The sequence below is a fragment of the [Zimmermannella] faecalis ATCC 13722 genome, assembly GCF_000381765.1.
In the GTDB taxonomy this organism is placed as follows: Bacteria; Actinomycetota; Actinomycetes; order Actinomycetales; family Microbacteriaceae; genus Gulosibacter; species Gulosibacter faecalis.
Window position 1 is genome coordinate 1 of sequence record NZ_KB907084.1, and the last position, 26,242, is coordinate 26,242.

25 protein-coding genes and 1 pseudogene are annotated in these 26,242 nt (G+C 68.6%); 3 read left to right on the plus strand and 23 right to left on the minus strand.

Features of this window, described 5'->3' with window-relative positions:
• A pseudogene (locus G328_RS15330) lies at positions 1–440 on the minus strand (hypothetical protein); the annotation flags it as partial.
• Between the two features lie 293 nt (positions 441–733).
• Here G328_RS15330 and G328_RS0112080 point away from each other — a divergent pair.
• Entirely contained in the window at positions 734–1,702 is a 969-nt protein-coding gene (locus tag G328_RS0112080) for a sugar-binding transcriptional regulator (RefSeq protein ID WP_019619615.1), read from the plus strand.
• 112 nt (positions 1,703–1,814) lie between these two features.
• Here G328_RS0112080 and G328_RS0112085 read toward each other — a convergent pair whose 3' ends face one another.
• The 21 genes from G328_RS0112085 to G328_RS0112180 form a co-directional block, all read right to left on the minus strand.
• Positions 1,815–3,113 (minus strand): NAD(P)H-dependent oxidoreductase, encoded by a 1,299-nt coding sequence (locus G328_RS0112085; RefSeq protein WP_019619616.1) that lies wholly within the window; start codon positions 3,111–3,113, stop codon positions 1,815–1,817.
• A 38-nt stretch (positions 3,114–3,151) separates the two neighbouring features.
• Entirely contained in the window at positions 3,152–3,598 is a 447-nt protein-coding gene (locus G328_RS16010; protein WP_019619617.1) for a transcriptional regulator GutM, read from the minus strand.
• A gap of 1 nt (position 3,599) precedes the next feature.
• On the minus strand, positions 3,600–3,968 hold the full coding sequence (locus G328_RS0112095; RefSeq protein ID WP_019619618.1) for a PTS glucitol/sorbitol transporter subunit IIA: 369 nt from the start codon (positions 3,966–3,968) through the stop codon (positions 3,600–3,602).
• A 76-nt stretch (positions 3,969–4,044) separates the two neighbouring features.
• Positions 4,045–5,085: a PTS glucitol/sorbitol transporter subunit IIB gene (srlE, locus tag G328_RS0112100; RefSeq protein WP_019619619.1), complete on the minus strand. Its 1,041-nt coding sequence runs from the start codon at positions 5,083–5,085 to the stop codon at positions 4,045–4,047.
• Positions 5,082–5,687: a PTS glucitol/sorbitol transporter subunit IIC gene (srlA, locus tag G328_RS0112105; RefSeq protein ID WP_019619620.1), complete on the minus strand. Its 606-nt coding sequence runs from the start codon at positions 5,685–5,687 to the stop codon at positions 5,082–5,084. Before srlA ends, srlE begins: the two co-directional genes overlap by 4 nt.
• Before the next feature lie 170 nt (positions 5,688–5,857).
• Complete coding sequence (locus G328_RS0112110) at positions 5,858–6,388, minus strand: YjbQ family protein (RefSeq protein WP_019619621.1); 531 nt, start codon at positions 6,386–6,388, stop codon at positions 5,858–5,860.
• 28 nt (positions 6,389–6,416) lie between these two features.
• Positions 6,417–7,271, minus strand: a complete 855-nt coding sequence (locus G328_RS0112115) for a class II fructose-bisphosphate aldolase (RefSeq protein WP_019619622.1) — start codon at positions 7,269–7,271, stop codon at positions 6,417–6,419.
• A 48-nt stretch (positions 7,272–7,319) separates the two neighbouring features.
• Entirely contained in the window at positions 7,320–8,036 is a 717-nt protein-coding gene (locus tag G328_RS0112120) for a triose-phosphate isomerase (protein ID WP_019619623.1), read from the minus strand.
• Between the two features lie 167 nt (positions 8,037–8,203).
• Positions 8,204–11,785, minus strand: coding sequence for a transcription-repair coupling factor (gene mfd, locus G328_RS0112125; protein WP_019619624.1), 3,582 nt, complete (start codon positions 11,783–11,785; stop codon positions 8,204–8,206).
• Positions 11,782–13,008, minus strand: a complete 1,227-nt coding sequence (locus G328_RS15340) for a phosphatase PAP2 family protein (protein ID WP_019619625.1) — start codon at positions 13,006–13,008, stop codon at positions 11,782–11,784. The genes mfd and G328_RS15340 overlap by 4 nt, the downstream gene beginning before the upstream one ends.
• Before the next feature lie 9 nt (positions 13,009–13,017).
• Positions 13,018–13,308 carry a hypothetical protein gene (locus G328_RS16785; RefSeq protein ID WP_051082913.1) on the minus strand — a complete coding sequence of 97 codons (291 nt, stop codon included), beginning with the start codon at positions 13,306–13,308 and terminating at the stop codon, positions 13,018–13,020.
• 206 nt (positions 13,309–13,514) lie between these two features.
• Positions 13,515–13,721, minus strand: a complete 207-nt coding sequence (locus tag G328_RS0112135; RefSeq protein ID WP_019619627.1) for a hypothetical protein — start codon at positions 13,719–13,721, stop codon at positions 13,515–13,517.
• Positions 13,721–14,590, minus strand: a complete 870-nt coding sequence (locus G328_RS0112140; protein ID WP_019619628.1) for a carbohydrate ABC transporter permease — start codon at positions 14,588–14,590, stop codon at positions 13,721–13,723. Before G328_RS0112140 ends, G328_RS0112135 begins: the two co-directional genes overlap by 1 nt.
• A gap of 1 nt (position 14,591) precedes the next feature.
• On the minus strand, positions 14,592–15,665 hold the full coding sequence (locus G328_RS0112145) for a carbohydrate ABC transporter permease (RefSeq protein WP_019619629.1): 1,074 nt from the start codon (positions 15,663–15,665) through the stop codon (positions 14,592–14,594).
• A 124-nt stretch (positions 15,666–15,789) separates the two neighbouring features.
• On the minus strand, positions 15,790–17,067 hold the full coding sequence (locus tag G328_RS0112150) for an ABC transporter substrate-binding protein (RefSeq protein WP_026339869.1): 1,278 nt from the start codon (positions 17,065–17,067) through the stop codon (positions 15,790–15,792).
• A 140-nt stretch (positions 17,068–17,207) separates the two neighbouring features.
• Positions 17,208–18,281 (minus strand): ABC transporter ATP-binding protein, encoded by a 1,074-nt coding sequence (locus G328_RS0112155; RefSeq protein ID WP_019619631.1) that lies wholly within the window; start codon positions 18,279–18,281, stop codon positions 17,208–17,210.
• 59 nt (positions 18,282–18,340) lie between these two features.
• On the minus strand, positions 18,341–19,102 hold the full coding sequence (locus G328_RS0112160) for a lytic transglycosylase domain-containing protein (protein ID WP_019619632.1): 762 nt from the start codon (positions 19,100–19,102) through the stop codon (positions 18,341–18,343).
• Entirely contained in the window at positions 19,099–19,536 is a 438-nt protein-coding gene (gene dtd, locus G328_RS0112165) for a D-aminoacyl-tRNA deacylase (RefSeq protein ID WP_019619633.1), read from the minus strand. Before dtd ends, G328_RS0112160 begins: the two co-directional genes overlap by 4 nt.
• A 4-nt stretch (positions 19,537–19,540) precedes the next feature.
• Positions 19,541–20,128, minus strand: coding sequence for an aminoacyl-tRNA hydrolase (pth, locus tag G328_RS0112170; protein ID WP_019619634.1), 588 nt, complete (start codon positions 20,126–20,128; stop codon positions 19,541–19,543).
• Complete coding sequence (locus tag G328_RS0112175) at positions 20,128–20,757, minus strand: 50S ribosomal protein L25/general stress protein Ctc (protein ID WP_019619635.1); 630 nt, start codon at positions 20,755–20,757, stop codon at positions 20,128–20,130. The genes pth and G328_RS0112175 overlap by 1 nt, the downstream gene beginning before the upstream one ends.
• 159 nt (positions 20,758–20,916) lie before the next feature.
• Entirely contained in the window at positions 20,917–21,747 is an 831-nt protein-coding gene (locus tag G328_RS0112180; RefSeq protein ID WP_019619636.1) for a hypothetical protein, read from the minus strand.
• 153 nt (positions 21,748–21,900) lie between these two features.
• Between G328_RS0112180 and gndA the strand changes: the two genes are divergently transcribed.
• Positions 21,901–23,346: an NADP-dependent phosphogluconate dehydrogenase gene (gene gndA / locus G328_RS0112185; protein ID WP_019619637.1), complete on the plus strand. Its 1,446-nt coding sequence runs from the start codon at positions 21,901–21,903 to the stop codon at positions 23,344–23,346.
• A gap of 3 nt (positions 23,347–23,349) precedes the next feature.
• The gene (locus G328_RS0112190; RefSeq protein ID WP_019619638.1) at positions 23,350–23,817 is read left to right on the plus strand and encodes an ankyrin repeat domain-containing protein; all 468 of its coding nucleotides are present in this window, start codon (positions 23,350–23,352) and stop codon (positions 23,815–23,817) included.
• 106 nt (positions 23,818–23,923) lie between these two features.
• Here G328_RS0112190 and metE read toward each other — a convergent pair whose 3' ends face one another.
• Positions 23,924–26,236 (minus strand): 5-methyltetrahydropteroyltriglutamate--homocysteine S-methyltransferase, encoded by a 2,313-nt coding sequence (gene metE / locus G328_RS0112195; protein WP_019619639.1) that lies wholly within the window; start codon positions 26,234–26,236, stop codon positions 23,924–23,926.
• Positions 26,237–26,242: the final 6 nt, after the last annotated feature.

Below are 26,242 nucleotides of genomic sequence, written 5' to 3' on the forward strand. Positions count from 1 at the left end.
CGCTTCGCGAGCTCCCGACTCAGCGCGGCCGCGCGCGCGAGCACGGCCCGCACCTCGGCACCGTGCGCCTCGAGGGCACGCATCAGTTCGCCATCGGGCAGGTCGGCGAGGTTCGGGAGCGCGCGGAGCTCCCGCGACTCGGGTGCATCGCTGATTTCCCCGGCCGCACGCTTCACATCGCCTCGGTCGCCAGTCGGAGTCTCGGGCGCCTCACCCACCGGCCGAAACTCAACCCCGCGCCGCGGCCGCGTGAGCGCATCCCAATCGACCGACGTTGAGCCCGTCAGATCTGCCGCATCCTCCGCCTCCGAGCGCCCAACCTCGCCCGAACCGCCTGTCTCGCGCGTCGCAGGCTCGTGTGACACTCCGGGCACGCCCCACCGCGTTGCATCACCGCAAGCATCGCCGCGGCCATCACCGGTGACGTCGTCGTTCGACATTTGCGCCACCGCCTCTCGGGCTACCAGGGCTCTGCCACCACCATTAATCTAGCACAGCAGTTCGAATCTATACGAGCGAACTAACCTTTCACCTGCTTTTCGCAGTCTCCACAGAGCAAGAATTCACTTGACACGATTCCGGAGCCCCAGCGAGGCCAAGCCACACGCACACGCCCCCGAATCGCGCGGCCAGCCCCGACCCCGGCGGTAGGATAAACACGGCATCCGTCGCACAACGCGGTCGCCCCGCGCGATGTCCGCGCCGCCACAATTCCCGAGGAGACCCGCCGCCGATGGCTGATCAGGACGAACTGCACCTGCTCCGCCGCATCGCGCGCCTGTACTGGCTCGAAGACAAAGACCAGGCCGAGATCGGCCGCCTGCTCGGCATCTCGAAATCGACCGTCTCGCGCAAGCTCTCGGCCGCCCGCAGCGCCGGCATCGTGCAGGTGCGCGTCGCCGGCGCCGAACGCGTCGAGCGCGCTGAAGATCTCGAGCAGGAAATCCTGCGCCGCTTCCCGCTACGCGACGTGTTCGTCGCCGACGTCGACCCGGGGGTCGACCCGATCGGCGGCGTCGGCCGCCTCGCCGCCGAGGTCTTCGTGCAGCAGGCGCCGCTCGCCTCGCGCATCGGCTTCGGCTGGGGCCGCACAATCTCGGCAATCATCGCCGAAGTCCCGCCCACGAAGCTCCGCCAGGGCACCGAGTTCACTTCAATCGTGGGCGGCATGCCCTCGGTCGACACCGGCCCCAGCGGCAACCACCTCATCTTCAACCTCGCCGACACCTGCGGTGTCACCGCCCGCCGGTTCGACGCGCCCGCTGTCGTCGAGTCGCCCGTCACGCAGGAGGCGCTCATGCAAGAGTCGACCGTCGCGAAGGCGCTCGAATTCGGCCGCCAGTGTGACCTCGCATTCGTCGGCGTCGGCGCCTTCGGCATTCTCACGTCGGCGAGTGTGCTGGAGGCGATGCGCCTCTCCCCCGAAGAAACCGAGACCGTGCTCGCGGCAAAGCCAATCGGCGACGTACTCGGCCGCTTCTACGACCAGAACGGCGTGCCGCTCGGCTCACCCTCGGCCGATCGCGTCATCGCGCTCGAGATCGACGACCTCCGCCGCATCCCCACCGTCGTCGCGGTCGCGTCGGGCGTCGAGAAGATCCGCGGCGTACTCGGCGGACTGCGCACCGAAGCCTTCGACGTCCTCGTCGTCGACCGCCGGCTCGCCGAATCGCTCATCTCGGCCGAGCGCGCCGCCGCGTAGCGGTAGCGCCGGTCATCGGCCACAGCCCAAGCCCTAGACACAACAACGCGGGGGCAGGATGCGCGCATCCCACCCCCGCGTCACGGCCACACGGCCACGACCGGCGAATCGCCTAGATCGTGCCCGCCTTCACGAGCGCGTCCTGCAGCCGTCGCATCGCGACGAGCGGCCGGGTCTCGTCGACCTCGAGGTCGTCGTACGAGAGGAACTCGTCGGCCGACTTCGACACGCGCAGCTTCGACTTGTTCACGAGCCCGATCGGAATCAGGTTCTTCTCGCGCGCCTCTTCGACCGGCACGGCCCAGCCGTAGTAGTGGTCGCTGCCCATACCCTCGAGCACGAGGCCGGGCTCGAGCTCCGACTTCGCCCGCGCGACGACCTCGGTCGTCACGGTGTGCGACTGGAAGTCGCTGCGGCGGTTGAGCACGGCCTCGCCGATCGACAGCGGCGCCTCGATCGAGGCGATGTGCCACGGCCGCGACAGCAGGTAGTAGGGGCCCTTACCGAGCTTCAGGTAGTCGAGCTCGTGCGTCACGACGTCGCTCTCCGACTTCACGATCGCGAACACGCCGGGCGCGACGTCACCGGTCACGTACTCGACGACCGGGCCCTCGCCCTCAAGAATGCCGCCATCGGCCTTCGGAATCAGCGTCGTCGCGAGGTCGGCGAGGTTGCACTCGATGCCGTGCATGCCGGCGACCTCGATCGGGAACCCGGTCGCGTTCGACAGCGCGGTCATCTCGAGCTGCGTCTTCGTGCCGTCGGTGAACTCCGTGAGCATGCGCGGGTTCATACCCTTGCGCTCGGCCTCGGCGAGGTTCTCGCCCGGCTTCGAGTGCGGCTTGTTCGGGTTGTTCTTGCCCTTGCCGACGCACACGACCTTAAGGCCGAGGTCTTCGGCGTACTCGACGAGCTTGAGGCACTCCACCGGCTCGTCGCCGCGGCACACGGTGTACACCGAGCCGCCCGCGTTCGCCATGCTGCTCAGCAGCACTCCGACCGTGATGTCGGCCTCGACCGTCATCAGCGCAACATCGGTCTGCTGCGAGATGCAGGCGTAGGCGATCTGCGCGGCGATCTCGGGCACGCCCGACACCTCGAGCACGATGTCGACCGGCAGCTGCGGCAGCTTGAGTCCGTCGGTGATCGCGACGGCACGGCCCTCGTCGATCGCGGCGCGCGCCGCGTCAAGGTCGACGCCGGCCGAGACGACGTCGGTCACCCCGACGTTGCTGAGGGCGTTCAGCGCCTTCTCTTCAACGATGTCGGCGACCGCGACGACGGTCATACCAGGCGTGCGGCAGATCTGTGCGATGAGGCCCGAGCCCATCTGTCCCGCGCCAACAACGCCGACGCGCACCGGGTGACCGAGCTCCTGCTCGCGCTCGAGAAGTCCCTTCGTGTATCCCATGGTGGTTTCCTGTTCTCTCTCAGACTTGTGAAAATTCGTTAGGCGCCGGCGCCGGTTGCGCGCGGCTTCGGCTTCGCGGTGGGCGCGGCGGGCGCGACCTTGCGGGGCACGGATGCGGGCGGCAGCTGCAGGAGCGCGTTCGCGACTCCCTCGCGCAGCGCCCGGCTGCCCGCACGCTCCTTCGCCTGCGCGACCGAACCGATGAGTTCGGGGCGGGGCTTGAAGCGGGCGAACACGGTGTAGCCGGTCATGGCGTCGGCCCGCACGATCTCGCGCTTCGCGCGGTCGACAACGAGCACGACCATCGCACCGCCCCGGAACGAGCGGTATCGGCCCGACAGGAGCATGTCGTTCTTGCCGCTCGACCAGGCGAGCGCCTCCTGCAGCGCGCGGTTGTAGCGGCGCATCTGCAGCACCGACATGACCGCCGTGAGCATGAACGCCCCGAACAGAATGACGGGGAACTGCCAGCCGATGTCACCCATGTCAGGCCGCCTCGATGCGCAATTCTGCGCCGACCGCCGGGGCGACGGGCGTGGCGCCGGTCGCGAGCACGGCGCCGGGCAGCAGCTCCTGCTCGGGCTGGTTGACGTAGATGACGATGTGGCCGAGCTCGCGGAGGTTCTTGTTCGCGATGTCGCCGACGGCGTCGATGGTGTAGCGCGCGTCGCCGAGCACGAAGGTGTCGCCGGCGGCGAAGTCACGCTCGAGCTCGACCGCGTCGCGGTGGACGACGCTCACGTCGGCGAGGGCGGGCGGCACGGGCTCGCCGAAGAGGATCACAACGCCGGCCTCGATCATGTCGTTCGTGTCGGGGCCGATGTGGCTGACGGTGGTGGACCAGATGTTGGCCATGAGTGCTCCTTGTGGGAAAAGTCGATGGGGTGTGCGGAGGCGCGGTGCCGGCCCGATGCGGGCCGGCACCGCCGCGTCAGATAAGGAACGACGCGAAGTAGGCGATCACGACGGCGATGGGCGACGTGATCAGGCGGGTGAACAGCAGCGCGGGGACACCGACCGAGATCGTCTCGGGCTTCGCCTCACCGAGCGACAGGCCGACCGGCACGAAGTCGGCACCAACCTGACCGTTGATCGCGAACAGCGTCGGCAGCGCGTACTGCACCGGCAGCGCGCCCGCACCGATCTGCGTACCCATGAGCACGCCGACCACCTGCGCGATTGCAGCGCCGGGGCCGAGGATCGGCGACAGGAACGGCAGCGCGACGATCACCGAGAGCAGGATGAGCCCGAGCGGGTTCGACGCGAGCGGCGTCACGAGGTTCGCGATGCCCTCCGAGATTCCCGTGTAGGTGACGAACCCGATCAGCAGGCCGACGTAGGCCATGAACGGGATCACCGTCTTGAGAATGATGTCGAGCGCCTGTCGACCCGACGACAGCAGCGTGTTGATGACGTAGCCGATCGCGTTACCGAAGCCGACCACGAACCCGGTGAAGCCCTTCGGCTTGCTCGCGCTGTCGGTCTTGCCGGCTGCCGCGGGGGTCGACTCGGCCGACTCGCTCGACTCCGCCGACTCGACCGCATCCGCGTCGCTACCCGCCGCCGCGCTCGCGCCAGCTGCCGAAGCGCCAACCGGCACCTCTTCAGCGAGCGCAACCTGCTTCACGCCGACATCGGAGACGAAGATGTCGTCGGTGATGAACTGCGCGAGCGGGCCCGACGGCGAACCGGGGTAGACGTCGACGGTCGGGATGCGCTTCTTCGGGTACACGCCGATGCGAGCCGTGCCGCCGCAGTTGATGACAACCGCGAGCACCTCGTCGTCGGGGATGTGGTTCGTGAACCCGTCGAGCACCTCGGCGCCGCTGAGCTCGGCCATCTTCTGCGCGACCGGGTGAATACCGCCACCGGTCACCGAGAGGACGATCTTCTTCTTCTCGGTCGGGGTCACGGTGAGGCCGCTGCCCCAACCGGCGCCGCCCTTCGTGATTTTGATGCTGCGGAAGGTCATGCCACGCCTCCTTGAATGTTGCCGGCGGCGTAGGCCTCGTCGTACTTGCGGAAGGTCTCGGCGTGACCGCCCCGCTTAATGAGCAGCTGCGTCATCCACTGGGTCGCGATACCGCGAATGAAGATGACGACGATGCCGACGAGGAAGTAGAGCGCCGCGAGCACGGCGTACTTGTCGGGTGCCGCGGTGAGCACACCGGCCGACACGCCCGTCCACACGAAGATCTCGCCAGCGTTCGCGTGCGGGAACAGCGCCGTGACGGGGTGCACGAACGAGACGGCCGAGTCATAGAAGGCCGGCTTGTAGCGCTCGGGCAGGAAGCGCCCGAAGGTGTAGGCCATCGGGTTGGTGAGCAGCAGCACCGCGAGCACGGGCATGAGGGTGTAGCGGGTGATCGCCCACCGGCTCGACCAGCGCACGGCACGGGTGACGCGCTCCTCGCCGATCCAGGTGGTGATCGCGTACATAAGGGTCAGCATGACCATCAACAGCGGCAGCACACCGGTGACGAGCCCGGTGAACGCCTCAGCGGCAGCCTGGAAGAGGCCGATGAAGTGTTCGGCCGCCCAGGTGATGCCGATCATGATCGGATTGTTCTCCACGAAAACTCCTTTGTCGTGGGGTGGAGGGGGGTTATTGCGGGGTGTTCGTCACCGAACCGAAGGCTCGGTTAGGCGACGCATGCGGGTGACGGATACGAGATGGCACCTCCCTGGGCTTGTCCAGCGAGGCTTCTCCAGCAGGGCGTGAAACCTGGCAGACGGCGCGCACATCAGTCGCCCGAGACGATGATGTGGCACTTGCGCGTACGCGAGCGCGCGCGGTCGAAGTCAACGAAGAATACGTAGCCGGTCGGCCCGAACGCGAGGGCGCCGTCGATGACCGCGAACGTCTCGCTCGAACCGATGATGTTCGCCTTGAGGTGGGCGTCGGCGTTGAACAGCTGCGTGCGGTCGCCGCCCGGAAGGTACGCCTCGGCGTCGGGCCACGACTCGACCGCGCGGTAGTGCTCCTCGCCCGGGTACGTGTAGCCGTCGACGGGCGGGAAGTCGCGCTGCGGCGGGAACATGCGCGTGAGCGCCGCGTCGAGGTCGTGCTGCAGGAAGTCGTTGCCGTCGTCGACGAGATCGTGGGCGAACTCATCGAAGTACACGGCGCAGGTCGTGTGGGGCGACACGACGCTCACGGTGCCGGTCGCGATGCCGCTCGCCGCGAGCGCGTCGCGCACCTGGTCGGTGATGTCGAGGAACGAGGGGCTCCCGCCGCGCGACGTGAGCTCGATCGTGGTGGCGATTGTGGTCATCAGGGTCTCCTGGTCGATTCGGGCCGGGCTAGTTCGAGGTCGACGGGGCGAGGGCGCGCACGAAGCGCTCAACGTCGTCGCGCACGCCGATACGGGCACGCGCCGAAACGTCGGAGAACACGAAGGTCTGCTCGTCGGCGACGAGGTCGCGCACGGAGTCGAGCGCGGCCTTCGCGGCATACGTGTAGTAGTTGATCTTCCGCACGCCGCGGTCGATGCAGGCGCGGTATTCCTCGGTCTTGAGGCCCGAGCCGCCGTGCATGACGAGCGGCACGCCCGCCGCCTCGCGCAGCTTCGTGATGAGCTCGTAGTCGAGCTTCGGCTCGCGCCGGTAGAGGCCGTGCACGGTGCCGAAGGACGCGGCGAGGCTGTCGACGCCCGTGCGCTCGACGAACTCGGACGCCTCGCCGGGCTTCGTGTAGAGCGTCTCGTCGGCGATGCCCTGCGACGGGTCGCCGTTCTCGTTACCGCTCATCGCGCCGAGCTCCCCCTCGATCGCGACGCCGCGGTCGTGCGCGAGGTCGACGACCTCGCGGGTGAGGCGCACGTTCTCTTCGAACGGGTGCAGCGAGCCGTCGATCATCGCCGAGTTGAAGCCGATGTCGAGGCCCGTGCGGATGTAGTCGAGGTCTTCGCCGTGGTCGACGTGCACCACGAAGGGTGCGGCCGAGCGCTCGGCGAGGGCGACCATGGCGGGGCCGATCTCTTCGATGCTCACGTACTTTTCGTGCGACTGGGCGAACGCGAGCACGATCGGAACGCCCGTGCGCTCGCCGACGTCGATCGCGGCGAGCAGGCCCTCGAAGAACGGAGTGTTCACGGCGGCGAGGCCGTAGTTGTGCTGCTCGGCGTACGCGAGCGCATCGGGCATCGAGATGAGCATTGGGGGGTTTCCTTCGCTGCGGGACGGTCGGGAGTGAGGGTCGGCGCGCTACTCGGCGGTCGAGTTCGCGTCGCGGTGCGCGACGAGCGCCGTGTACATGTCGGTGAGGATGCCGCGGTGGTCGGGGTGCTTGAGGATGCCGCTCGTGCCGCCCGAGCCGTCGGCCCCCTGCGAGAGCACGCGCGCGACGTCGTCGCCCGTCGACACACCCGCAGCCTGAATGACGAGGATCGCGGGGTCAACCGATTTCACGATGCGGGTCGTGCGCTCGACGTAGTCCCCCGCATCCATCTGGCCCGTGCCGATGGCGGCCGTCGGCTCGCAGATCATGACGTCGGGGCCGAGGGTCGCGATGGCCCGGCATTGCGCGTCGGAGTCGGCGCAGACGATGCTCGCGAGGCCAACCTCGCGGGCACGCTCGAGCGTGCGGTCGAGCACGTCAACCCCGAGCGGATGCTCGGCGTGGTTGAGCACGACCGCCCCCGCCCCCGCCTCGACGAGGCCCTCGGGGAGGATGTGCCCCATGCCACGGCCGGGCGTGATCGGGTCCATGTGCTGCGCCGTCACGACGAGGTTGCTCGTCGCCTCCGCAACGAGCCGCAGGTCAGCGTGCTGCGCCGTGAAGAGGGTCGTGATACCGAACTCCCCCGCGAGTTCGTCAGTGAGCTTCGCGAGCGCGAGCGTCTCGGCACCGCCGAGATACGCCTTCGGGTTCACGATGAGCAGGGGCCCTACAAGGGGCACAGCGGTCGTGCGATCGTTCATCTGGGCTACCCACCTTTGGATGCGTCGGGCGTGAATTCTGTTGGGCGGCGGGGCAAGCCACCCTGTGAAATTAATTGCAACAGCCTGCAATTTGTCTTATCGATGAGCGTACGTTTGCCACCGCGCGAACGCAAGGGTGACTCGCCCGATATTCGCGCGGCGCGAGCCTAGCCCTCGGTCCCCTCCTCGGGCACCACATCGTCGTCGGGCTTCGCGTCAAACAGCGCGAGGAAAACGTCTCGGAGCCACTCGAGGAACTCGTCGTCGGTCACCGGCTCCCCCATGCGCTTACCGCTCGGTAGCGGCAGCATGAGCAGGTGCTGCGACTCTTGGTACTTCGCCTCGGGATACATGCGGCGCAGGCGAATCTGCTTCGAGTCGGCGAGCGTTACCGGCGACATGCGAAGCACCCGGCCCACCGCCGCGAGCTCCCCAAGCTGCAGGCGCACGGCGAGGCGACGGATCCGCGACACGGCGATGAGCGTCGTGACCTCGTGCGGCGGCTCGCCGTAGCGGTCGCGCAGCTCGTCGATCACGAGGTCGATCTGCCCCGGCTTCGCCGCGGCCGACGCCGCCGAGGACAGCTTCTGATAGGCCTCGAGCCGCAGCCGCTCCGACGCGATGTAGTCGTCGGGGATGCGCGCGTCCACCGGCAGCTCCATGCGCAGCTCGGTGTGCTGCTCGGGAGCCTCTCCCTTAAACGCGTCGACGGCCTCGCCGATCATGCGCAGGTAGAGGTCGAAGCCGACGCCCGCGATGTGCCCTGACTGCTCGCCGCCGAGCAGGTTGCCGGCGCCGCGAATCTCGAGGTCCTTCAGCGCGACCTGCATGCCCGACCCGAGCTCGTTGTTCGCCGCGATCGTCTCGAGGCGGTCATGCGCGGTCTCGGTGAGGGGCTTGTTCGCGTCGTAGAGGAAGTACGCGTACGCGCGCTCGCGCCCGCGGCCGACGCGGCCGCGCAACTGGTGGAGCTGGCTGAGTCCGTAGCGCTCGGCGTCGTCGATGATGAGCGTGTTCGCGTTCGGGATGTCGAGGCCGGTCTCGACGATCGTCGTCGTCACGAGCACGTCAAACTTGCGCTCCCAGAAGTCGACGATCACCTGCTCGAGCGTCGACTCGCTCAGTCGGCCGTGCGCGACCGCGATGCGCGCCTCGGGCACGAGTTCGGCGAGGTGCGCGGCGACGCGGTTGATCGAGGCCGTGCGGTTGTGCACGTAGAACACCTGGCCCTCGCGCAGGAGCTCGCGGCGAATCGCTGCGGTGATCTGCTTGTCGCCGCGGGCGCCGACGTACGTGAGAATCGGGTGCCGGTCTTCTGGCGGTGTAGCAAGCGTCGACATCTCCCGGATGCCCGTGACCGCCATCTCGAGCGTGCGGGGAATCGGCGTCGCGCTCATCGAGAGCACGTCGACGTTCGTCTTCAGCTGCTTCAGCTTCTCTTTGTGCTCGACGCCGAAGCGCTGCTCCTCGTCGACGATCACGAGCCCGAGATCGTGGAACGAGAACGACTCCGAGAGCAACCGGTGCGTGCCGATGACGATGTCGACCGAGCCGTCGCGCAGCCCCTGCTGCGTCTCGTCGATCTCGCGCGGCTTCTGGAACCGGCTCACGCCGCGAATCTGCACCGGGAACCCGGCCATGCGCTCCGTGAAGGTCTCGAGGTGCTGGCGCACGAGGAGCGTCGTCGGCACGAGCACGACGACCTGCTTGCCGTCCTGCACCGCCTTGAAGGCGGCGCGCACCGCGACCTCGGTCTTGCCGAAGCCGACGTCGCCCGAGAGCAGGCGATCCATCGGCATCGTGCGCTCCATGTCGCGCTTCACCTCGTCGATCACCTGCAGCTGGTCGGCCGTTTCGACGTACGGGAATGCCTCTTCGAGCTCGTGCTGCCAGGGCGTATCCGGCCCGAACGCGTGCCCCTTCGAGGCGACCCGCGCCGAATACAGGTTCACGAGGCCGACCGCGATGTCGCGCGTCGCCTTGCGCGCCTTCGACTTCGTCTGCGCCCAGTCGCTGCCGCCCATCTTCGACAGCGCCGGGTCTTCCCCACCGACGTAGCGACTCAGCTGTGACAGCTGGTCGGTCGGCACAAGCAGCTTGTCGCCCGGGTGCCCGCGCTTCGAGGGAGCGTATTCGATGACGAGGTACTCGCGCGTCGTACGCTGCTGCGTGCGCCCGGGCACCGGGATGTCGCGCTGCTCGAGCCGTAGGAACCGCCCGATACCGTGCTGGTCGTGCACGACGATGTCTCCGGTCTTCAGCTGCAGCGGGTCGACGACCGCGTTCGCCCGGCGCCGCGCGAGCTTCTTCGGTGCCGTCGCGCCGATGCCGACCGCGCGACCGTAGAAGTCCGACTCGGTGAGCAGCGCCACCCGCTCCTCGGGAAGCTGCACGCCCGCCGTGAGCGGCGCCTGCAGCAGGTAGACGACGCCGTGGTCGAGCTCATCGGGTAGCTCGTCGACCACGCGACCCGCGGCCTCGTGCTCGCCGAGCACCTGCACCGCGCGCTCGACGAGCCCGGGCCCGTTCGCGGCCATGACGACCCGCCAGCCCTCGCCGAGCAGCTCGAGCGTGTGCCGCACCGCGCCTTCGGAGTCGCCCGCGAAGTTCGGCACGGGCTCCGAGGGCACCACGAGGTTGCCGTCGTCCTCGTTGCCGAACGGCGAGAGCGTCCACCACGTGCGCGCGCCCTTGCCCTCGTGCAGCTCGCGCACCGAATAGAAGTCGCCGCTCGAAAGGTCGATCGGCGCGTCGGCACCCGCGGTCGCGGCCGACCAGGCGGCCTCGAGAAACTCGCGGTTCGTCTCGCGAAGGTCGCGCGCGCGGTCGGCCACCCGCTCGGGTGCGAGCACCGCGATCGCCGCGTCGTCGGGCAGGTAGTCGGTAATCGGCACGAGCCCGTCAACGAGCGCCGGGGCGAGCGACTCCATCCCCTCAACCGGAATGCCCTCGGCGATCTTTTCGAGCATCCCCTCGATCGCGGGGAACTCGCCCTGCATCTCGCGGGCGCGGGCGCGCACGTCGTCGGTAAGCAGCAGCTCACGGCTCGGAGAGAGCACCACCTGGTCGAATGACTCGTCGAACGAGCGCTGGTCAGAGACCGAGAAGGGGCGAATCTCGTCGACCTCGTCGCCGAAGAAGTCGACACGAACCGCCTGCGCGGCGTCGGGCGGGAAAACGTCGAGAATGCCGCCACGCACCGCGAACTCGCCGCGTCGCGTCACCATGTCGACGCGCTGGTACGCGAGCGACACGAGCGTCGCCGCGAGGTCGTCGAGCGAGTACCCGCGGTCGCCCACCACGAGGCGAACGGTCACCGCGCTGTCGAGCCCCGGCAGCAGCGGCTGCAACGCCGCGCGCACCGAGGCGAACAGCACGAACGGATGCGCGGGGTCATCGCGCCAGTCGGCAAGCTTTCGCATTGCGGCGAGCCGTCGGCCGGTGGTGTCGGCCGACGGGCTCAGCCGCTCGTGCGGCAGGGTCTCCCAGGCCGGAAACTCTGCGATGGTCGCGTCGGGCAGGAACGCCGCGAGGTCGGACGCGTACTGCTCGGCCTCGCGGCTCGTCGCCGTGATCGCGAGCAGAATGCCGGCCCGCTCGGTTGTCGCCCGGCGCTCGAGCAGTTCGGCGAGCAGCGGCGCGCGCAGGCCATCACCGACCGTGAAGTCGGTGTCGAGGCGGTACTGTGCGGCCGCGCGCGCGAAACTGGGGTTGTCGCCCGCTGCGGCGAGAAATCCGTGGAGGCTCACTCACCCCATTCTAGGCGCGCCACCGCCGCGCGGCGTCGACGCACCACAAGTGCCACCCCGAGGGCAGCGAGTGTTACGCCGATGAGGCCGCCGCCCCACAGCGCGGCGTCGTTCGCGCCGGTGGTCGCGAGCGCGTCGGTATCGTTCGAGGCGTCCACGGTTGGCGTCTCGGTCGCAGTCGTGGTCTCGGTCGCGGTCTCGGTCGCGTCGGGCGTGCTCGTGGCCGAGTCGGTCGATTCGACGGGCGCATCCGTTTCGGCCGGGGTCTCCGACGGCTCCTGGGTCTCCGATGGCTCCGGAGTTTCCGTCGGTGCCGGGGTCTCCGAAGCACCGTCGCCGTCGATCGAGATGCTGCCCTCTTCGTTCACGGTCACCTCGGCGTTCATCGCGGCCACGAGGTTGAGGCGCTGCCAACTTTCTTCCTCGCCGGCGTCGAGCGGGTGCCCCGAGTCGATTGCCGTCAGGGCGAGCACCTCGCGACGCTGTTCGGCGGTGAGGTCGGGGTGGCTCGTGCTCAGCAGCGACTCCGCACCCTCGGGCACCACAATCTCGGCACCGGTGGAGCCGGTGAGGGGGAAGTCGTAGCTGAGCTTGTCCTCGTAGTACGCGAGCGCGTCATCGGTCGACAGGTAGGGCGTGTCGTTCGCGATGCAGTTCTCAAGGGTGTCGCCGCAGCCGGCTTCGAGCACCGACCGCAGCTCGGCGGCGGCCTCGTCCATGAGCGCGGCAAACTCCGGGTCGGCAAGACGGAGCTGCACGATCTTCTGGCCCATCATTCGACCGCCGATCACGTCGAGGGCCCAGTGCGCGCCCATGACGATGCGGTTGTTGCCCGCCTCGGCGGTGCGCGCGAGAATCTGCGGCGCGAGTTCCGGCAGCAGGGTCGCGAGGGCGGTGCCCTGCCAGTACGCCTGCGAGGTGTGTCCCGAGGGGAAGGCGCCGCTCGTCGAGCCCCACGCGTCGCCGCCCTCGCGATCGACGAGGGTCAGCTGGCCGCCCGCCTCAACGCTGGTGACGAGCTCGCCGTCGACGGTGTTCAACTGAATGTCCGGGCGGTCGTAATCGAAGTAGTTCTTCGGCGGGTTCGTCGACGCCGAGGCGCCGATACGGCCGCCGTCCTTCGCGAGCAGCGCCTGCGTCTTCGGCAGCTCACCGGCCTCCATGGCGCTGAGATAGATCGCGCCGAGGTTCTCGCCGAGGCCGTCGGCCATGGTCAGCGACATGTCGCCGTACTAGTCGACGATCGCCCGCTCGTGCTGCGCATCCGATGAGGTCGTGTTGATCCGCACCGTGGTCTCGATATCGTGCTCGATCACCTCGGCGTTGCCCGTCTCGGCGAAGTCGCCGTCGACGCGGAGCGTGTTGAACGTGTCCAGCATTTGGATCGACCAGTTGTTCGGGTCGGGATTCTCGGCGTCACCGGTGCTCGTCGTTTGGTCGGAGACGTAGCTGTACGACAGCTGCTCCTCGGTGAAGCCTTCGGCCGCGAACGCCGTCTGACCGCCGAGGCTCGCGATTGCCACGCCGGCGACAAGGCCGGTGACGAGAGCTGGACGGAGTCGGTACCGATGACGGGCGGAAAACGGTGTTGCGCGCATACCTTGCCTTTGGGGTGGGGAGGGCGGTGACGCTCGTCCCAGCGGCGAGCCCATCGGAAGGTAGACGACACTTGTGGCCTGCAGGCAAACGTGAGGTTACGCGGGCCAGCATCTGCCCGCGCATCCGACTGCTAGTGGCGGCCGAGCCGCCGGTACCGCGAGTAGAGCACGGCGAGCACCACGACGAGCGCCATCGCCGCGATGAGCGCTACGGGGTCGAGCGGGATCCGCAGCACGAGGCAGCTCACGACCGAGAACACCGCCATCGCCGCGAAGAACCCGACGAACCCGAGCCAGAGCTGCAGCTGGTTGCGCTGCACGTGCTTGTTGTTCGGCATCAGCTCTTCACCCCGCCCGCGGTGAGGCCCGCGACGATACGGCGCTGGAGCACGAGCACGAGAATGACGAGCGGCACCGTGACGATCGTGCCGGCCGCCATAATCGCGGCGTAGGGCTGGATGTATGGGTTCGGCCCCGCGAAGCGCGCGATCGCGACCGTGACGGGCTCGACGTTCGGGCGCGAGAGCTGGCTCGCGAGCAGGTACTCGTTCCAGGTGGCGATGAACGCGAGGATCGCGGTCGTGAACACCGCCGGTGCCGCGAGCGGCAGGATCACCCGCATGAACGCCTGCCCGCGCGTCGCGCCGTCGACCCGCGCCGCTTCCTCGAGTTCCCACGGCAGATCGTGGAGGAACGAGGTGAGGGTGTAGATCGTGAGCGGCAGCGCGAACGAGATGTTCGGGATGATGAGCGCCTGGTACGTGCCGAGCCACGAGATGTTCGTGAACAACTGGAACAGCGGCGTCACGAGCGCGATGCCGGGGAACATCGACGCGGCGAGGATGATGCCGGTCACGAAACTCTTGCCCGCGAAGTTCAGCCTGGCGAGGGCGTACGACACCGTCACGCCGAGCAGCACCGCGACGACGGTCGTCACGCCCGAGATGACGAGCGAGTTCCCGATCGACCGCAGCAGGTTGTTGCCGCCCGACGGGTTGAGCGCCTGCGAGAAGTTCTCGAACGTGAAGAACGTCGGCCACGGGGTCGTGTCGAAGGTGTGTGAGACGTCGCGGAAAGCGACGACCATCATCCAGTAGAACGGCAGGAGGCACCAGAGCACGATGAGCGCGCCGCTGAGGTAGGTGCCCCACCCTTCGCCGGTGCGCACACGGCGCTGGATGACCTGGGGTTGCGTCGTGGTCGTCACGTCACTTCTCCCTCGTCGTCATCGCTCGCGTCGTGACGGGCTCGGTCTGAATCGGCCCGCGACGCTTGCGCTTGCGGCCGCCCGTGCCGAGATCGGGCGCGGGCTGGGTCTGCGCGACCGCATTCGCGCCGAGCACCTTCACCATGATGAACGCGCAGATGAAGATGATGAGGAACACGATCGTCGACAGCGCCGACGCGTTGTTGTATTCGTTCTCGCGCATCGTCGCCGTGACGAGCAGTGACATCGTCGTCGCCGAGCCCGACGTGTTGCCCTGCATGATCGCGGGCAGGTCGTACATGCGCAGCGCGTCGAGCAGGCGGAACAGAATCGCGACCATGAGCGCGGGGCGCACGAGCGGCAACGTGATCTGCCGGAACTGCTGCCACTTCGTCGCGCCGTCGATGCGCGCGGCCTCGTAGACGTCCTTCGGGATCAGCTGCAGCCCCGCGAGAATCAGCAGCGCGACGAACGGCGTCGTCTTCCAAACGTCGGCGACGATGACGGCGGTAAGCAGCTCCCACGTGCCGGTGGTCCATTGCAGGTCGAGCCCCGTCAGGCTGTTCACGATGCCCTGCGGCGCGAAGATAAACGCCCACAGCTTCGCGGTGACGGCCGTCGGAATCGCCCACGGCACGAGCACGGCGGCCCGCAGCAGGCCTCGCCCGACCATGTTGCGGCCCATGATGATCGCCATGCCGAAGCCGATGACGACCTCGAGCGACACCGTGATGATCGTGAGGAGGAACGTGACGCCGATCGCCTGCCAGAACTGGCTGCCGGTCGTGCCCGGCGGGCAGGAGTTCACGCCGCCGCCGCAGTCCTGCAGCAGCCAGTGCGTGTAGTTCGAAATACCAGCGAACCCGCCGTCTTGAAAGAAGCCCGTGTTCGGGTCGAACATGCGGTCCTGGTTAAACGACTGCACAATCGCGCTGATGATCGGATACCCGATGACGATCGCCAGCACGATCATCGCGGGGGCGATCAGCCACACTGCCGATTTGCCGTCGCTACGCCACTTGCGCTGCACCGGCGACGCGGGCCCCTGCCGCGTCGTGGAACTCGAGCTCGTCATCTCGACTCCTGCATCCCTCGATCTCTCCGCAACCACGGTTGCGCCCTGGCGAATGCGCGGGCCACCGAACCGTGGCCCGGAGACGGTGGCGCGGGCGGTGCTGCCCGCGCCACCGCGGCGCCGGTTAGCCGGCCGTCGACGACGTGATCGCGTCACTCATGTTCGTGACCACCTCATCGACGGGTTTGCCCTCGACGATCGCCGCGTAGGCGTTGTCGGCGATGGCCTTCGAGACGGCCGCGTAGAACGGCGTCACGGGGCGGGGCTGCGCGTTGTCGAGCGCATCCTTGAGCGCCGGCAGGTACGGGAACTGCTCGATGAGCGACTCGTCCTCGTAGATCGACGCGAGCACCGGCGGGAACGACTGCTCGGCGAAGCCCTTCTGGTTCTCTTCCGACAGAATGAACTGCACGAAGTCGAACGCGGTGGCCTTGTTCTCGGAGTAGACGTTGATGCCGTTGTTGTAGCCGCCGAGCGTCGATGCGCCGGGCCCGTCGGGGCCGACGATCGCGGCGACGTCGAACTTGTCCTTCACCTGCGAGGTCTCTTCGCTCATCGCGGTGTCGTACATGTAGGGCCAGTTGTAGGCAAAGACGGTCTCACCCGCGAGGAACGAGAGGTTCGTCTGCTCCTCGGTGTAGCCGTTCGCGGCCTTCGGGATGTCGCCGTTGGCGTATGCCTCGGCGAGCGCCTCGATGCCGGCCTTCGCCTCGTCGGAGTCGACCGTGGGCGTCTTGCCGTCGGCGTCGACGACCGAGCCACCCCACGAGTTGATCGCCTGCGTGGTCTGCACAGTGAGGCCCTCATAGTTCTTCAGCTGCATGATGAGCAGATCGAGGTTCTCGGCGTCGGCAGCGTCGCGATACGCGAGCAGGTCGTCCCATGTCGTCGGCACCTCGTCGACGATGTCGGTGCGGTAGAACATGAGCTGCGCGTTCGTGTTCTGCGGCGCCGCGTAGAGCGTGTCCATGTACGTCGCCGACTCGACGGTCGCCGGCAGCAGCGCCGACGTGTCGAGGTTGAGGTCGCCGTCGAGCGGCTGCAGCCAGCCGTTCGCCGCGAACTCTGCGGTCCAGGTGACGTCGAGCGCCATGACGTCGTAGTCACCGCTCTGCGCCTGCAGCGACTGCACGAGCGTGTCGCGCTGGCCGTTCGCCTCCTGCGGCAGCTCAACGAGGGTGACCTCCTCGTCGGGGTGATCGGCGTTCCAGGCTTCGATGATCGGCTCGAGCTTGCCGGCGTCATTCGCGCCCATCGCGAACGAGATCGGGCCGCGGCTGTCGAGGCCCTCGGCCTGTGCGCCGCTCCCCTCCCCGCCGCCTCCGCCGCCACCGCCCGAACATCCGGCGAGTACGAGTCCTGCCACGGCGACTGCCGCCACCGCACTGATCCGTCGCTTCATGAATTGCTCCCTTACATTTCGTTTCAGCGCTCGATCTCGGAATTGGATCGCGGCTCCGCCAACGCTGGCGGGCACCTTTGTAGTCTTGCACGCATCCCGCGCCACTGCGGAACATTGTGCAATTCGTTGTGACCTCGCAATTATCGCGTGAGGCGATTTCCCGATTCGGTGTCGAATAGGTGGAATTGTTCGTTCGCAGCCGTGAGCCGCAGCCGCTCGCCCTTTGTCGGTGGGGTCACGTCGTCGTGACGGGCGACGATGAGCGGGTCGCCCGGCAGCTTCGCGCGACCGTAGACGTACGCGTCGGAGCCGAGCTCCTCAACGAGGTCGACCTCGAGTTCGAGGCCGCCTTCACCCGTGAACTTCAGGTGTTCGGGGCGGATGCCCACGGTCACCCGCTGCCCCGGCTCGACAACGCCTGGGCGCACGTCGACCGCGATCGGCCCGAACGAGACTGTGCCGTCGTCGGCGACCCGAGTCTCGACGAGATTCATGGCTGGCGAGCCGACGAACCCCGCCACGAACACGTTGTCGGGCTCGTTGTAGAGCACGCGCGGGCTGTCGACCTGCTGTAGTACGCCGTCGCTGAGCACCGCGACGCGGTCACCCATCGTCATCGCCTCGACCTGGTCGTGCGTCACGTACACCGTCGTGACGCCGAGGCGCCGCTGCAGCGACGCGATGTGCGAGCGCGTCTGCACGCGCAGCTTCGCGTCGAGGTTCGAGAGCGGTTCGTCCATGCAGAACACCTGCGGCGAGCGCACGATCGCACGCCCCATCGCGACGCGCTGCCGCTGACCGCCCGAGAGCGCCTTCGGCTTGCGGTCGAGGAATTCACCGAGGTCGAGCAGCGCCGCCGCCTCTTCAACGCGGTCACGAATCTCCGATTTCGGCGTGTTCGCGAGTTTCAGCGCAAAACCCATATTCTCGGCGACGGTCATGTGCGGATACAGCGCGTAATTCTGAAAGACCATTGCGATATCGCGGTCTTTCGGGTCGGACTCGGTGACGTCCTTGTCGCCGATGAGAATTGAGCCGGCCGTGACCTGCTCAAGCCCCGCGAGCATCCGCAGGGTCGTCGATTTGCCGCAGCCAGACGGGCCGACGAGCACGAGGAATTCACCATCTTCGATCTCGAGATTGAGGTCGTTGACAGCCGGGCGCTCACCTCCCGGATACTGCAGGGTCGCGTGGTCGAACGTCACTGAGGCCATCGTTGGTCTCCTTCCTGGCGGGTACGCACCAGACGATCCGATGAAGGGTTGTCGCGATCCTAGCCCGCGAAGTAGTCGCGCGCGTATCCCGCGACGCGGTGCGCGTACGCGGTCGGCACGTTATAGGTCGACACCGCCGCGTTCCAGCCGTCATCGCTCACGAGTTCGCCACCGCTCTCGCAGAGGTAGACGCCAGCCGTGAGCGCGGCATCGTCGATGTTGTGCGGATCGGCGACGCCATCGAGATTCGCGTCTTGCCCCACCCGCTGCCAGGTCTCGGGAATGAACTGGAGCGGGCCCACCGCGCGATCCCACTCGGCATCGCCGTCGAGCGCACCGCCGTCGGTGTCGACGACCGCCATCGTGCCCTCGGTGCCGTCGAGCGGGATCCCGACGATCGGTGGGCTGACGACGCCGTCATCGCCGATGCCGCCGCCAAAGATTGCGCCGTGCACCGACTCGACCTGCGCGATGCCGGCGATCGTGTTCCAGCCGATGCCGCAGTCGGGCATCGTCTCGGCAAGCCGCAGGGCGGCACCCGCGTACGCGGCGACCGCGCGCTGCGGAATCCCCGTGCGCTCGGCGGTCACGGCGAGCCACACGGGCTCGACGAGGTCGGTGATGGCGACGTCGGTCGCGGTGGATGCCGCCGCCGGCAGTTCCTGCTCGGGCGCCTGCGGGTAGCCGCGTTCAGTGAACGAGGGTCGCGACTCCCCCGCGCATCCCGCCAGCAGCATGAGCGGCAATACCAGCGGCAGCGCGACGGCCGCCGGGCTCACCGACTGGCGCCGGGAACGCGACCGGGGCACGGTGGCGCTCACGCGATCTCGGCCGTGTCGAGGAGGATCGTGAATGGTCCGTCGTTCACGCTCTCGACGCGCATCATCGCACCGAATCGGCCCGTTTCTACGTGCAGGCCGGCTGCCCGAAGTCCGTCGACGAGTTCGTCGATGAGCGGCTCCGAGATCCCGCCGGGCGCGGCGTTCGACCACGACGGCCGCCGGCCCTTGCGCGCGTCACCGTAGAGCGTGAACTGACTCACGACGAGCACGGGCGCGCCCACGTCGAGCGCGCTGCGCTCCCCCTCGAGGATGCGCAGCTGCGAAATCTTGCGCACGAGCTTCGCCACCTCGGCCGCATCGTCGCCGTGCGTCACCCCGACGAGGGCGACCAGGCCCGGTTGCGGGAGGCGGCCGACGATCTCGCCGTCGACCACGACGCTCGCCGAAGCGCACCGCGTCACGACCGCGCGCATCCGGCTAGCTCACCCGCGCGTGCACGACCTGCTGCGCGTCGACGAGGCCGCGCTCGACGAGGAGCTCAACCGCGTCGGCGGCGTCGGCGATGAGCACCGGGAGGTTGTCGCGCTCGGTCGTGGCGAACGGGCGCAAGACGTAGTCGGCCGGGTCTTGCCGGCCCGGCGGGCGGCCGATGCCGACCCGCACGCGCAGGTACTCGGGCCCGAGCGCCGAGGAGATATCGCGCAGCCCGTTATGGCCGCCGTGGCCACCGCCGCGCTTGAGTTTGAGGGAGTCGAAGGGAATGTCGAGCTCGTCGTGCACGACGATGACCTGCTCGAGGTCGACCCCGTAGTACTTCGCGAGCTGCGACGCCGGCCCACCCGAGGTGTTCATGTAGCCGGTCGACTTCGCGAGCACGAGTTTCGGTGCGCCGGGGCGAACGCGGCCCTCGGCGACCAGGGCGCTCGCCCGCGGGTGGCGCTTCCACGAAGCGCCGACCCGCGAGGCGAGCTCGTCGACCACCATCTGGCCGACGTTGTGACGCGTCGCCCGATACCGGTCGCCGGGATTCCCGAGACCGAGCACGAGCCACGCGTCAGCGGCCACTACTCAGCGTCCTCAGCCGGCGCGTCGTCGCCCTCAGCGGCGTCCTCAGCCGTCTCGCCCTCGGCGTCCTCGGGCTCGGGCTCAAGCTGCGGCTCCTGCACCGAGGCGATGATGATCTCGGTCTCTTCGTCGACAAGCTGCACGCCCTGCGGAAGCTTGACGTCCTGGATCGCGACCGACGTGCCGATCTCGAGCCCCTCGACGCTGACCTCGATGTTCTCGGGGATGTGGGTCGCCTCGGCCGAGACGAGAATCGTGTTCGCGTCCTGCAGCACGATCGCGCCGGGAGCGGGCTCGCCGACGACGTGCACGGGCACGTCGACCTCGACGCGCTCACCGCGACGAACGACGATGAAGTCAACGTGCTCGATGATCTGGCGAACCGGGTCGCGCTGCACGTCCTTCACGAGCGCGAGCTGCGAGGTGCCCTCGATGTCGATGTCGATGAGCGCGTTCGCCTTGCGCAGGAGCAGCATGGTCTCGTGACCGGGCAGCGTGATGTGCTTCGGGTCGGTGCCGTGGCCGTAAATGACGGCGGGGATGAGGTCGTTCGCGCGAATCTTACGCGCGGCGCCCTTCCCGAACTGGGTGCGGACCGTTGCGGTCAGCTTGTCGGTGGTGTTAGCCATGAGGTTTCCTTTCGTGTGACGGCGGTGTGAACACGAACTCGTGGCTGCTCACGCAGGAGCCCACTCGACCGCGTCGATAACGGGCACGGATGTGCCCCTCGCCGAAGTACAGCGGCCAAGCCTACCAGCGCACGGGCACCTTTATCGAGTGCGGCCCAATTACCTCGTGCGGCCCTGTGCGAGCCGCACGGCGCGCTTGAACCCGGCCTGCCGCGCGACGTGAGCGCCAATGCCCGTGAACACGAGTGCGGCTCCGAGGGTGAGCCCGTTACTCGCCATCAGGATGAGGAATCCGTAGAGGTCGGCGCCGCCCGGGAAGAACGCTTGGAGAATCACGCCGATGATGCCGCCCGCAAGCAACAGCCCGCCGATGACGCCGCCGCCGAGGCCCGAGAGCATGAGCGAGCAGCCGAAGATCACCCAGCCGACGACCGTGACGATCATGAGCCCGACCTCGACCAGATCGCCGAACTGCGCCGCGAGGTCGGAGTACACCGGGCTCACCTGCGTCGCCGACAGCAGCCGGAGCGCCGCCGGGGCGAGCACGAACGCGACGGCAACGAGCGTGAGCACGACCGAGCCGATGCGGCCGCCGACGCCCGGGCCGCCCGGCTCATCCATCCACCTCGTGTCGACCGTGGCGCGGTGCTCCGTTGCGACCGGTGTGGGCTGCGGCGCGGGCCGTGAAGCCGGCGGCGCCGACTGGTACGAGTACGGGTCGCTGCTCGCGCCGCTCGAGGCCTGACCGTTCGACGTCGGGCCGCCGAAGTCGTAGGCGCGGGTCTTGGTGTCGTCGGCGGTGGGAGCATTCACCGCCGGCAGGCGACGCGTCGGCGGCACCGGGTCGATCTCATCGGTATTCGCTTCGGTCCGATGGATGGGCCGGGTCGGGTCGGGCTCGCGGCGCGCGTCGTCGGATGCGCCAGCTTCCCCCTCGCGGGAGAGGCTCCAGTCGAATCGCTGCGTGCGGTCGTCGTCGTTGCTGGCCATGCGCTCCCCTAGCGTCGGAGTAGTCCGTGTGCGGGCATCCTATCGGCGCCCATTGCCGCGGCCCGGGAGCGACACATGTTGACACGACGCAGCAACTCTTCGACCTGGGCGACCATAATGGAATTTCGCGTGCAATCCCTCGAGAGGTAAAACATGAACGACAGCACCGCATCCGCAAACATCGGCGTAGTCGGACTGGCCGTGATGGGCGCGAATCTCGCGCGCAATCTGGCCTCGCGCGAGGGGAACACGGTTGCCGTGTACAACCGCTCGCAGGACCGCACCGACAAGCTCGTCGCCGAGCATCCGGAAGCGGGCTTCGTGCCCTCAGCAACCGTCGAAGAATTCGCCGCCTCCCTCCAGCGCCCGCGCACCGCGATCATTATGGTGCAGGCGGGGAAGGCGACCGACGCGGTCATTGACCAGCTCGTCGAGGCTTTTGAGCCCGGCGACATCATTGTCGACGGCGGCAACGCGCTCTTCACCGACACGATCCGCCGCGAGGCCGCGGTGCGCGCGAAGGGCCTACACTTCGTCGGCGCCGGTATCTCGGGTGGCGAGGAGGGCGCGCTCAACGGCCCCTCGATCATGCCCGGCGGCACCGCCGAGTCGTACGAGACCCTCGGCCCGATCCTCGAGTCGATCGCGGCACGCGCGCCCGAAGACGGCACGCCCTGCGTTACGCACATCGGCACCGACGGCGCCGGCCACTTCGTGAAGATGGTGCACAACGGCATCGAGTACGCCGACATGCAGCTCATCGGCGAGGCTTACGACCTGCTCCGACACGTTGGGGGCCTCACGCCCGCAGAAATCGCCGATGTGTTCGCCGAGTGGAACCAGGGCGACCTCGAGTCGTACCTCATCGAGATCACCGCCGAGGTGCTCCGCCACGTCGACCCCGACACCGGCAAGCCGTTTGTCGACATCGTCGTCGACCGCGCCGGCATGAAGGGCACCGGCACCTGGACCGTGCAGAACGCGCTCGCGCTCGGGGTGCCCGCCTCGGGCATCGGCGAGGCAGTATTCGCGCGCGGTGTCTCGGGTCGCGTCGCGCAGCGCGACGCCGTGCGCCCCACCGTCGCCAAGCGGCCCGAAGCCGCGCCGATCCCCGCCGACTTCGTCGAGCAGGTGCGGCAGGCCCTGTACTCGTCGAAGGTCATCGCGTACGCGCAGGGCTTCGACCTCATTCTCGCGGGTGCTGAGGAGTACGGCTGGAGCGTCGACCCGGGCGCGATCGCGAAGATCTGGCGGGCCGGCTGCATCATCCGCGCCCGATTCCTCAACCGCATCGCCGACGCGTACGAGCGTGACGCCGAGCTGCAGTCGCTCATCGCCGACCCGTACTTTGCCGGCGAGGTCGCGAGCGGCGTCGACGCGTGGCGCCGGGTCGTCGCAACCGCTGCCCTCTCGGGCGTGCCGGCCCCCGTGTTCGGCGCGTCGCTGAGCTACTACGACTCGCTCGCGGCCGACCGCCTGCCCGCCGCCCTCATCCAGGGCCAGCGCGATTTCTTCGGCGCGCACACCTACGGGCGCGTCGACCGCGAGGGCACGTTCCACACCGACTGGTCGGGCGACCGCGTCGAGCACGAGGCATAGCGGATGGCAGAACCCCGACCCGACAACTCCCCCGGCGATAGCGAGCGCTCGGCCTACGAGGCGGCTGGCGGGCTCCCCGCTGGCGTCTCGGCTGAGGCGATCGAGCTCGCGAACCAGCTGTTCGACTACGCCCGTGAGAACGAGGCCGAGATGCTTGCGGCCTATCTTGACGCGGGCGCACCGGTGAACATGCAGGATGCGCAGGGCAACACGATGCTCATCCTCGCCGCGTACCATTTCGCGACCGAGACGGTCGCGATGCTGATCGAGCACGGCGCCGACCTCGACGTCGCGAACGACCGTGGGCAGAACGCGCTCACCTGCGCCGTGTTCAAGCAGGACATCGCCTCGTGCCGCGAACTGCTCGAGGCGGGCGCCGACCCCGACGCGGGTCAGCCGTCGCCTCGCGCGACCGCGAAGATGTTCTCGTGGCCCGCGTTCGATGAACTCCTCGCGGAGATTTCCTCGTAAGGACACAACCCGGCGCACCACCGCAAATGGCGCCGTGAATGATGAATGGCGCAGTCATGTGACTGCGCCATTCATCATTCACGGCGCCATTCGGCGCTCGCCAGTCCTAGGCGACCGGCGCGGCGACCGCCTCACGAGCCTCCTGGGCTGCCGCGACGAGGTTCCGCAGCGACGCGACCGTCTCTTCGTAGCCGCGGGTCTTCAGGCCGCAGTCGGGGTTGATCCAGAGGTTCTGGATCGGGATGCCCGCGACCGCGAGGCGCACGAGCTCCGCTACCTCGGCCTCGGCCGGCACTCGCGGCGAGTGGATGTCCCACACGCCCGGCCCGATGCCGCGCGCGAAGCCGTGCTGCTGCAGGTCGGCGACGACCTCCATGCGCGAGCGCGCCGCCTCGATCGACGTGACGTCGGCGTCGAGCCCGTCGATTGCCTCGATGACCTCGCCGAACTCCGAGTAGCACAGGTGCGTGTGCACCTGCGTCGCGGGCGCGGCGACCGAGGTGGCGGCGCGGAACGCGTCAACGCTCCAGCGCAGGTACTCCTCGTGGCGCGCGCGCTCGAGGGGCAGCAGTTCGCGCAGGGCGGGCTCGTCGACCTGAATGATGCCGATACCGGCGGCCTCGAGGTCGGCGACCTCGTCGCGCAGCGCGAGCGCCACCTGGCGTGCCGTGTCGCCGAGCGGCTGGTCGTCGCGCACGAACGACCAGGCGAGAATCGTGACGGGGCCCGTGAGCATGCCCTTCACGTGCTTGTCGGTGAGCGACTGCGCGAACTCCGCCCAGCGCACCGTGATCGCCTCGGGACGGTGCACGTCGCCCCAGAGAATCGATGGGCGCGTACAGCGCGAGCCGTACGACTGCACCCAGCCGTTCGAGGTGACCGCGAAGCCCTCGAGGTGCTCGGCGAAGTACTGAACCATGTCGTTGCGCTCGGGTTCGCCGTGCACGAGCACGTCGAGCCCCAGGTCTTCCTGCAGTTCGATCACCCGGCGAATCTCGTCGCGCAGGAACTCCTCGTACGCCGCGGTGTCGATCTCGCCGCGGCCGAACGCGCGACGCGCGCGGCGGATCTCGGCGGTCTGGGGGAACGAGCCAATCGTCGTCGTCGGCAGCGCGGGCAGCCCGAGGGCGTCGCGCTGGGCCTCGACCCGCGCATCCCAGTCGCCGCGGTCGAGTCGTACTTCGGTGGCCGCACGTTCGCGCACCTCGGGGATGCGCACGCCGGTCGCGTCGGCGCGCTCGGCAAGCGCGTCGGTCGCGGCCTGCAGCTCTTCGGCGATCGCGTCGCGGCCGGCGGCGAGGCCGTGCGCGAGCGTTGCGATCTGCGCCGCCTTCTCGTCGGCGAACGCGAGCCAATTCCGCAGGGTGGCGTCGAGCGCGCCCTCGTCGTCGAGCGTGTGCGGCACGTGGATGAGCGAGGTTGAGGTGCTCGCCGTCACGGCGACGCCCTGCGCGGCAATCTCGGCGAGCCGGTCGAACGCTGCGGCGAGGTCGCCACGCCAAATGTTGTGGCCGTCAACGACGCCCGCGACGACGCGCACATTCGGGAACTTGGCGACGGCATCGGGCAGCGCGCCACGCACGAGGTCGACCCCAATGGCCTCGACGCCGGCGCCCGCGAGGGCCCGGTAGGCTGCGGCGGGGAGCGCCGCGTAGCTCGTCTGCACGAACAGGGCCGGGCGGTCGGTCGCGGCCGCGATGCGCTCGTAGGCGCGGGCAGCGGCCTCGGTGAGCCGCTCGGGCGCCACGGGGAGCACCTCGCTCACGAGGGCCGACTCATCGAGCTGCACCCACTGCGCACCGGCCGCGCGCAGGTCGGCGAGCACCTCGAGGTAGACGTCGACGAGGTCGTCGAGGCGGTCGAGCGGAGCGAAGCCCTCGGGCGCGGCGTCGTCGGGCTTCGCAAGGGCAAGGAACGTGACGGGGCCGACGATCGTCGGGCGGGTCGTGTAGCCCGCGGCCTTCGCCTCACGCACCTGCTCGGCGCGCTCGTGCGAGCGGTAGGCGAACGCGGTGTCGGGACCGATCTCGGGCACGAGGTAGTGGTAGTTCGTGTCGAACCACTTCGTCATCTCGAGGGCCGGGTGCTCGGCGTCGCCGCGGGCGAGGGCGAACGTGAGGTCGACGTCGTCGAGGCTCGCGAGGTCGGCGAACCGGGCCGGCACGGCGCCGACCGTCACGAGCGTGTCAAGCACGTGGTCGTAGCTCGCGTCGGCCTCGGGAATCGACGAGTCGTCGGCGCCGAGGCCCGCGCGCACGAGCGCCTCGCGGGCCGCGGCCCGCACGCCGGCGCGGGCCGCGGCGAGCTCGGCCGCGTCAGACGCGCCGCGCCAGTACGACTCGACCGCCTTCTTCAGCTCACGGTGACGGCCGATGCGGGGGTAGCCGAGGACGGTGCCTGCGGGGAATTCGATGGTCATGGTGTC

Bases quoted from the DNA above. Each gene is read 5' to 3' on its own strand.
- G328_RS0112080 (WP_019619615.1), top strand. From the start codon at position 734: ATGGCTGATCAGGACGAACTGCACCTGCTCCGCCGCATCGCGCGCCTG.
- G328_RS0112085 (WP_019619616.1), bottom strand. From the start codon at position 3,113: ATGGGATACACGAAGGGACTTCTCGAGCGCGAGCAGGAGCTCGGTCAC.
- G328_RS16010 (WP_019619617.1), bottom strand. From the start codon at position 3,598: ATGGGTGACATCGGCTGGCAGTTCCCCGTCATTCTGTTCGGGGCGTTC.
- G328_RS0112095 (WP_019619618.1), bottom strand. From the start codon at position 3,968: ATGGCCAACATCTGGTCCACCACCGTCAGCCACATCGGCCCCGACACG.
- srlE (WP_019619619.1), bottom strand. From the start codon at position 5,085: ATGACCTTCCGCAGCATCAAAATCACGAAGGGCGGCGCCGGTTGGGGC.
- G328_RS0112110 (WP_019619621.1), bottom strand. From the start codon at position 6,388: ATGACCACAATCGCCACCACGATCGAGCTCACGTCGCGCGGCGGGAGC.
- G328_RS0112115 (WP_019619622.1), bottom strand. From the start codon at position 7,271: ATGCTCATCTCGATGCCCGATGCGCTCGCGTACGCCGAGCAGCACAAC.
- G328_RS0112120 (WP_019619623.1), bottom strand. From the start codon at position 8,036: ATGAACGATCGCACGACCGCTGTGCCCCTTGTAGGGCCCCTGCTCATC.
- G328_RS15340 (WP_019619625.1), bottom strand. From the start codon at position 13,008: ATGTCGCTGACCATGGCCGACGGCCTCGGCGAGAACCTCGGCGCGATC.
- G328_RS0112135 (WP_019619627.1), bottom strand. From the start codon at position 13,721: ATGCCGAACAACAAGCACGTGCAGCGCAACCAGCTGCAGCTCTGGCTC.
- G328_RS0112145 (WP_019619629.1), bottom strand. From the start codon at position 15,665: ATGACGAGCTCGAGTTCCACGACGCGGCAGGGGCCCGCGTCGCCGGTG.
- G328_RS0112150 (WP_026339869.1), bottom strand. From the start codon at position 17,067: ATGAAGCGACGGATCAGTGCGGTGGCGGCAGTCGCCGTGGCAGGACTC.
- G328_RS0112155 (WP_019619631.1), bottom strand. From the start codon at position 18,281: ATGGCCTCAGTGACGTTCGACCACGCGACCCTGCAGTATCCGGGAGGT.
- dtd (WP_019619633.1), bottom strand. From the start codon at position 19,536: ATGCGCGCGGTCGTGACGCGGTGCGCTTCGGCGAGCGTCGTGGTCGAC.
- G328_RS0112175 (WP_019619635.1), bottom strand. From the start codon at position 20,757: ATGGCTAACACCACCGACAAGCTGACCGCAACGGTCCGCACCCAGTTC.
- G328_RS0112180 (WP_019619636.1), bottom strand. From the start codon at position 21,747: ATGGCCAGCAACGACGACGACCGCACGCAGCGATTCGACTGGAGCCTC.
- gndA (WP_019619637.1), top strand. From the start codon at position 21,901: ATGAACGACAGCACCGCATCCGCAAACATCGGCGTAGTCGGACTGGCC.
- G328_RS0112190 (WP_019619638.1), top strand. From the start codon at position 23,350: ATGGCAGAACCCCGACCCGACAACTCCCCCGGCGATAGCGAGCGCTCG.
- metE (WP_019619639.1), bottom strand. From the start codon at position 26,236: ATGACCATCGAATTCCCCGCAGGCACCGTCCTCGGCTACCCCCGCATC.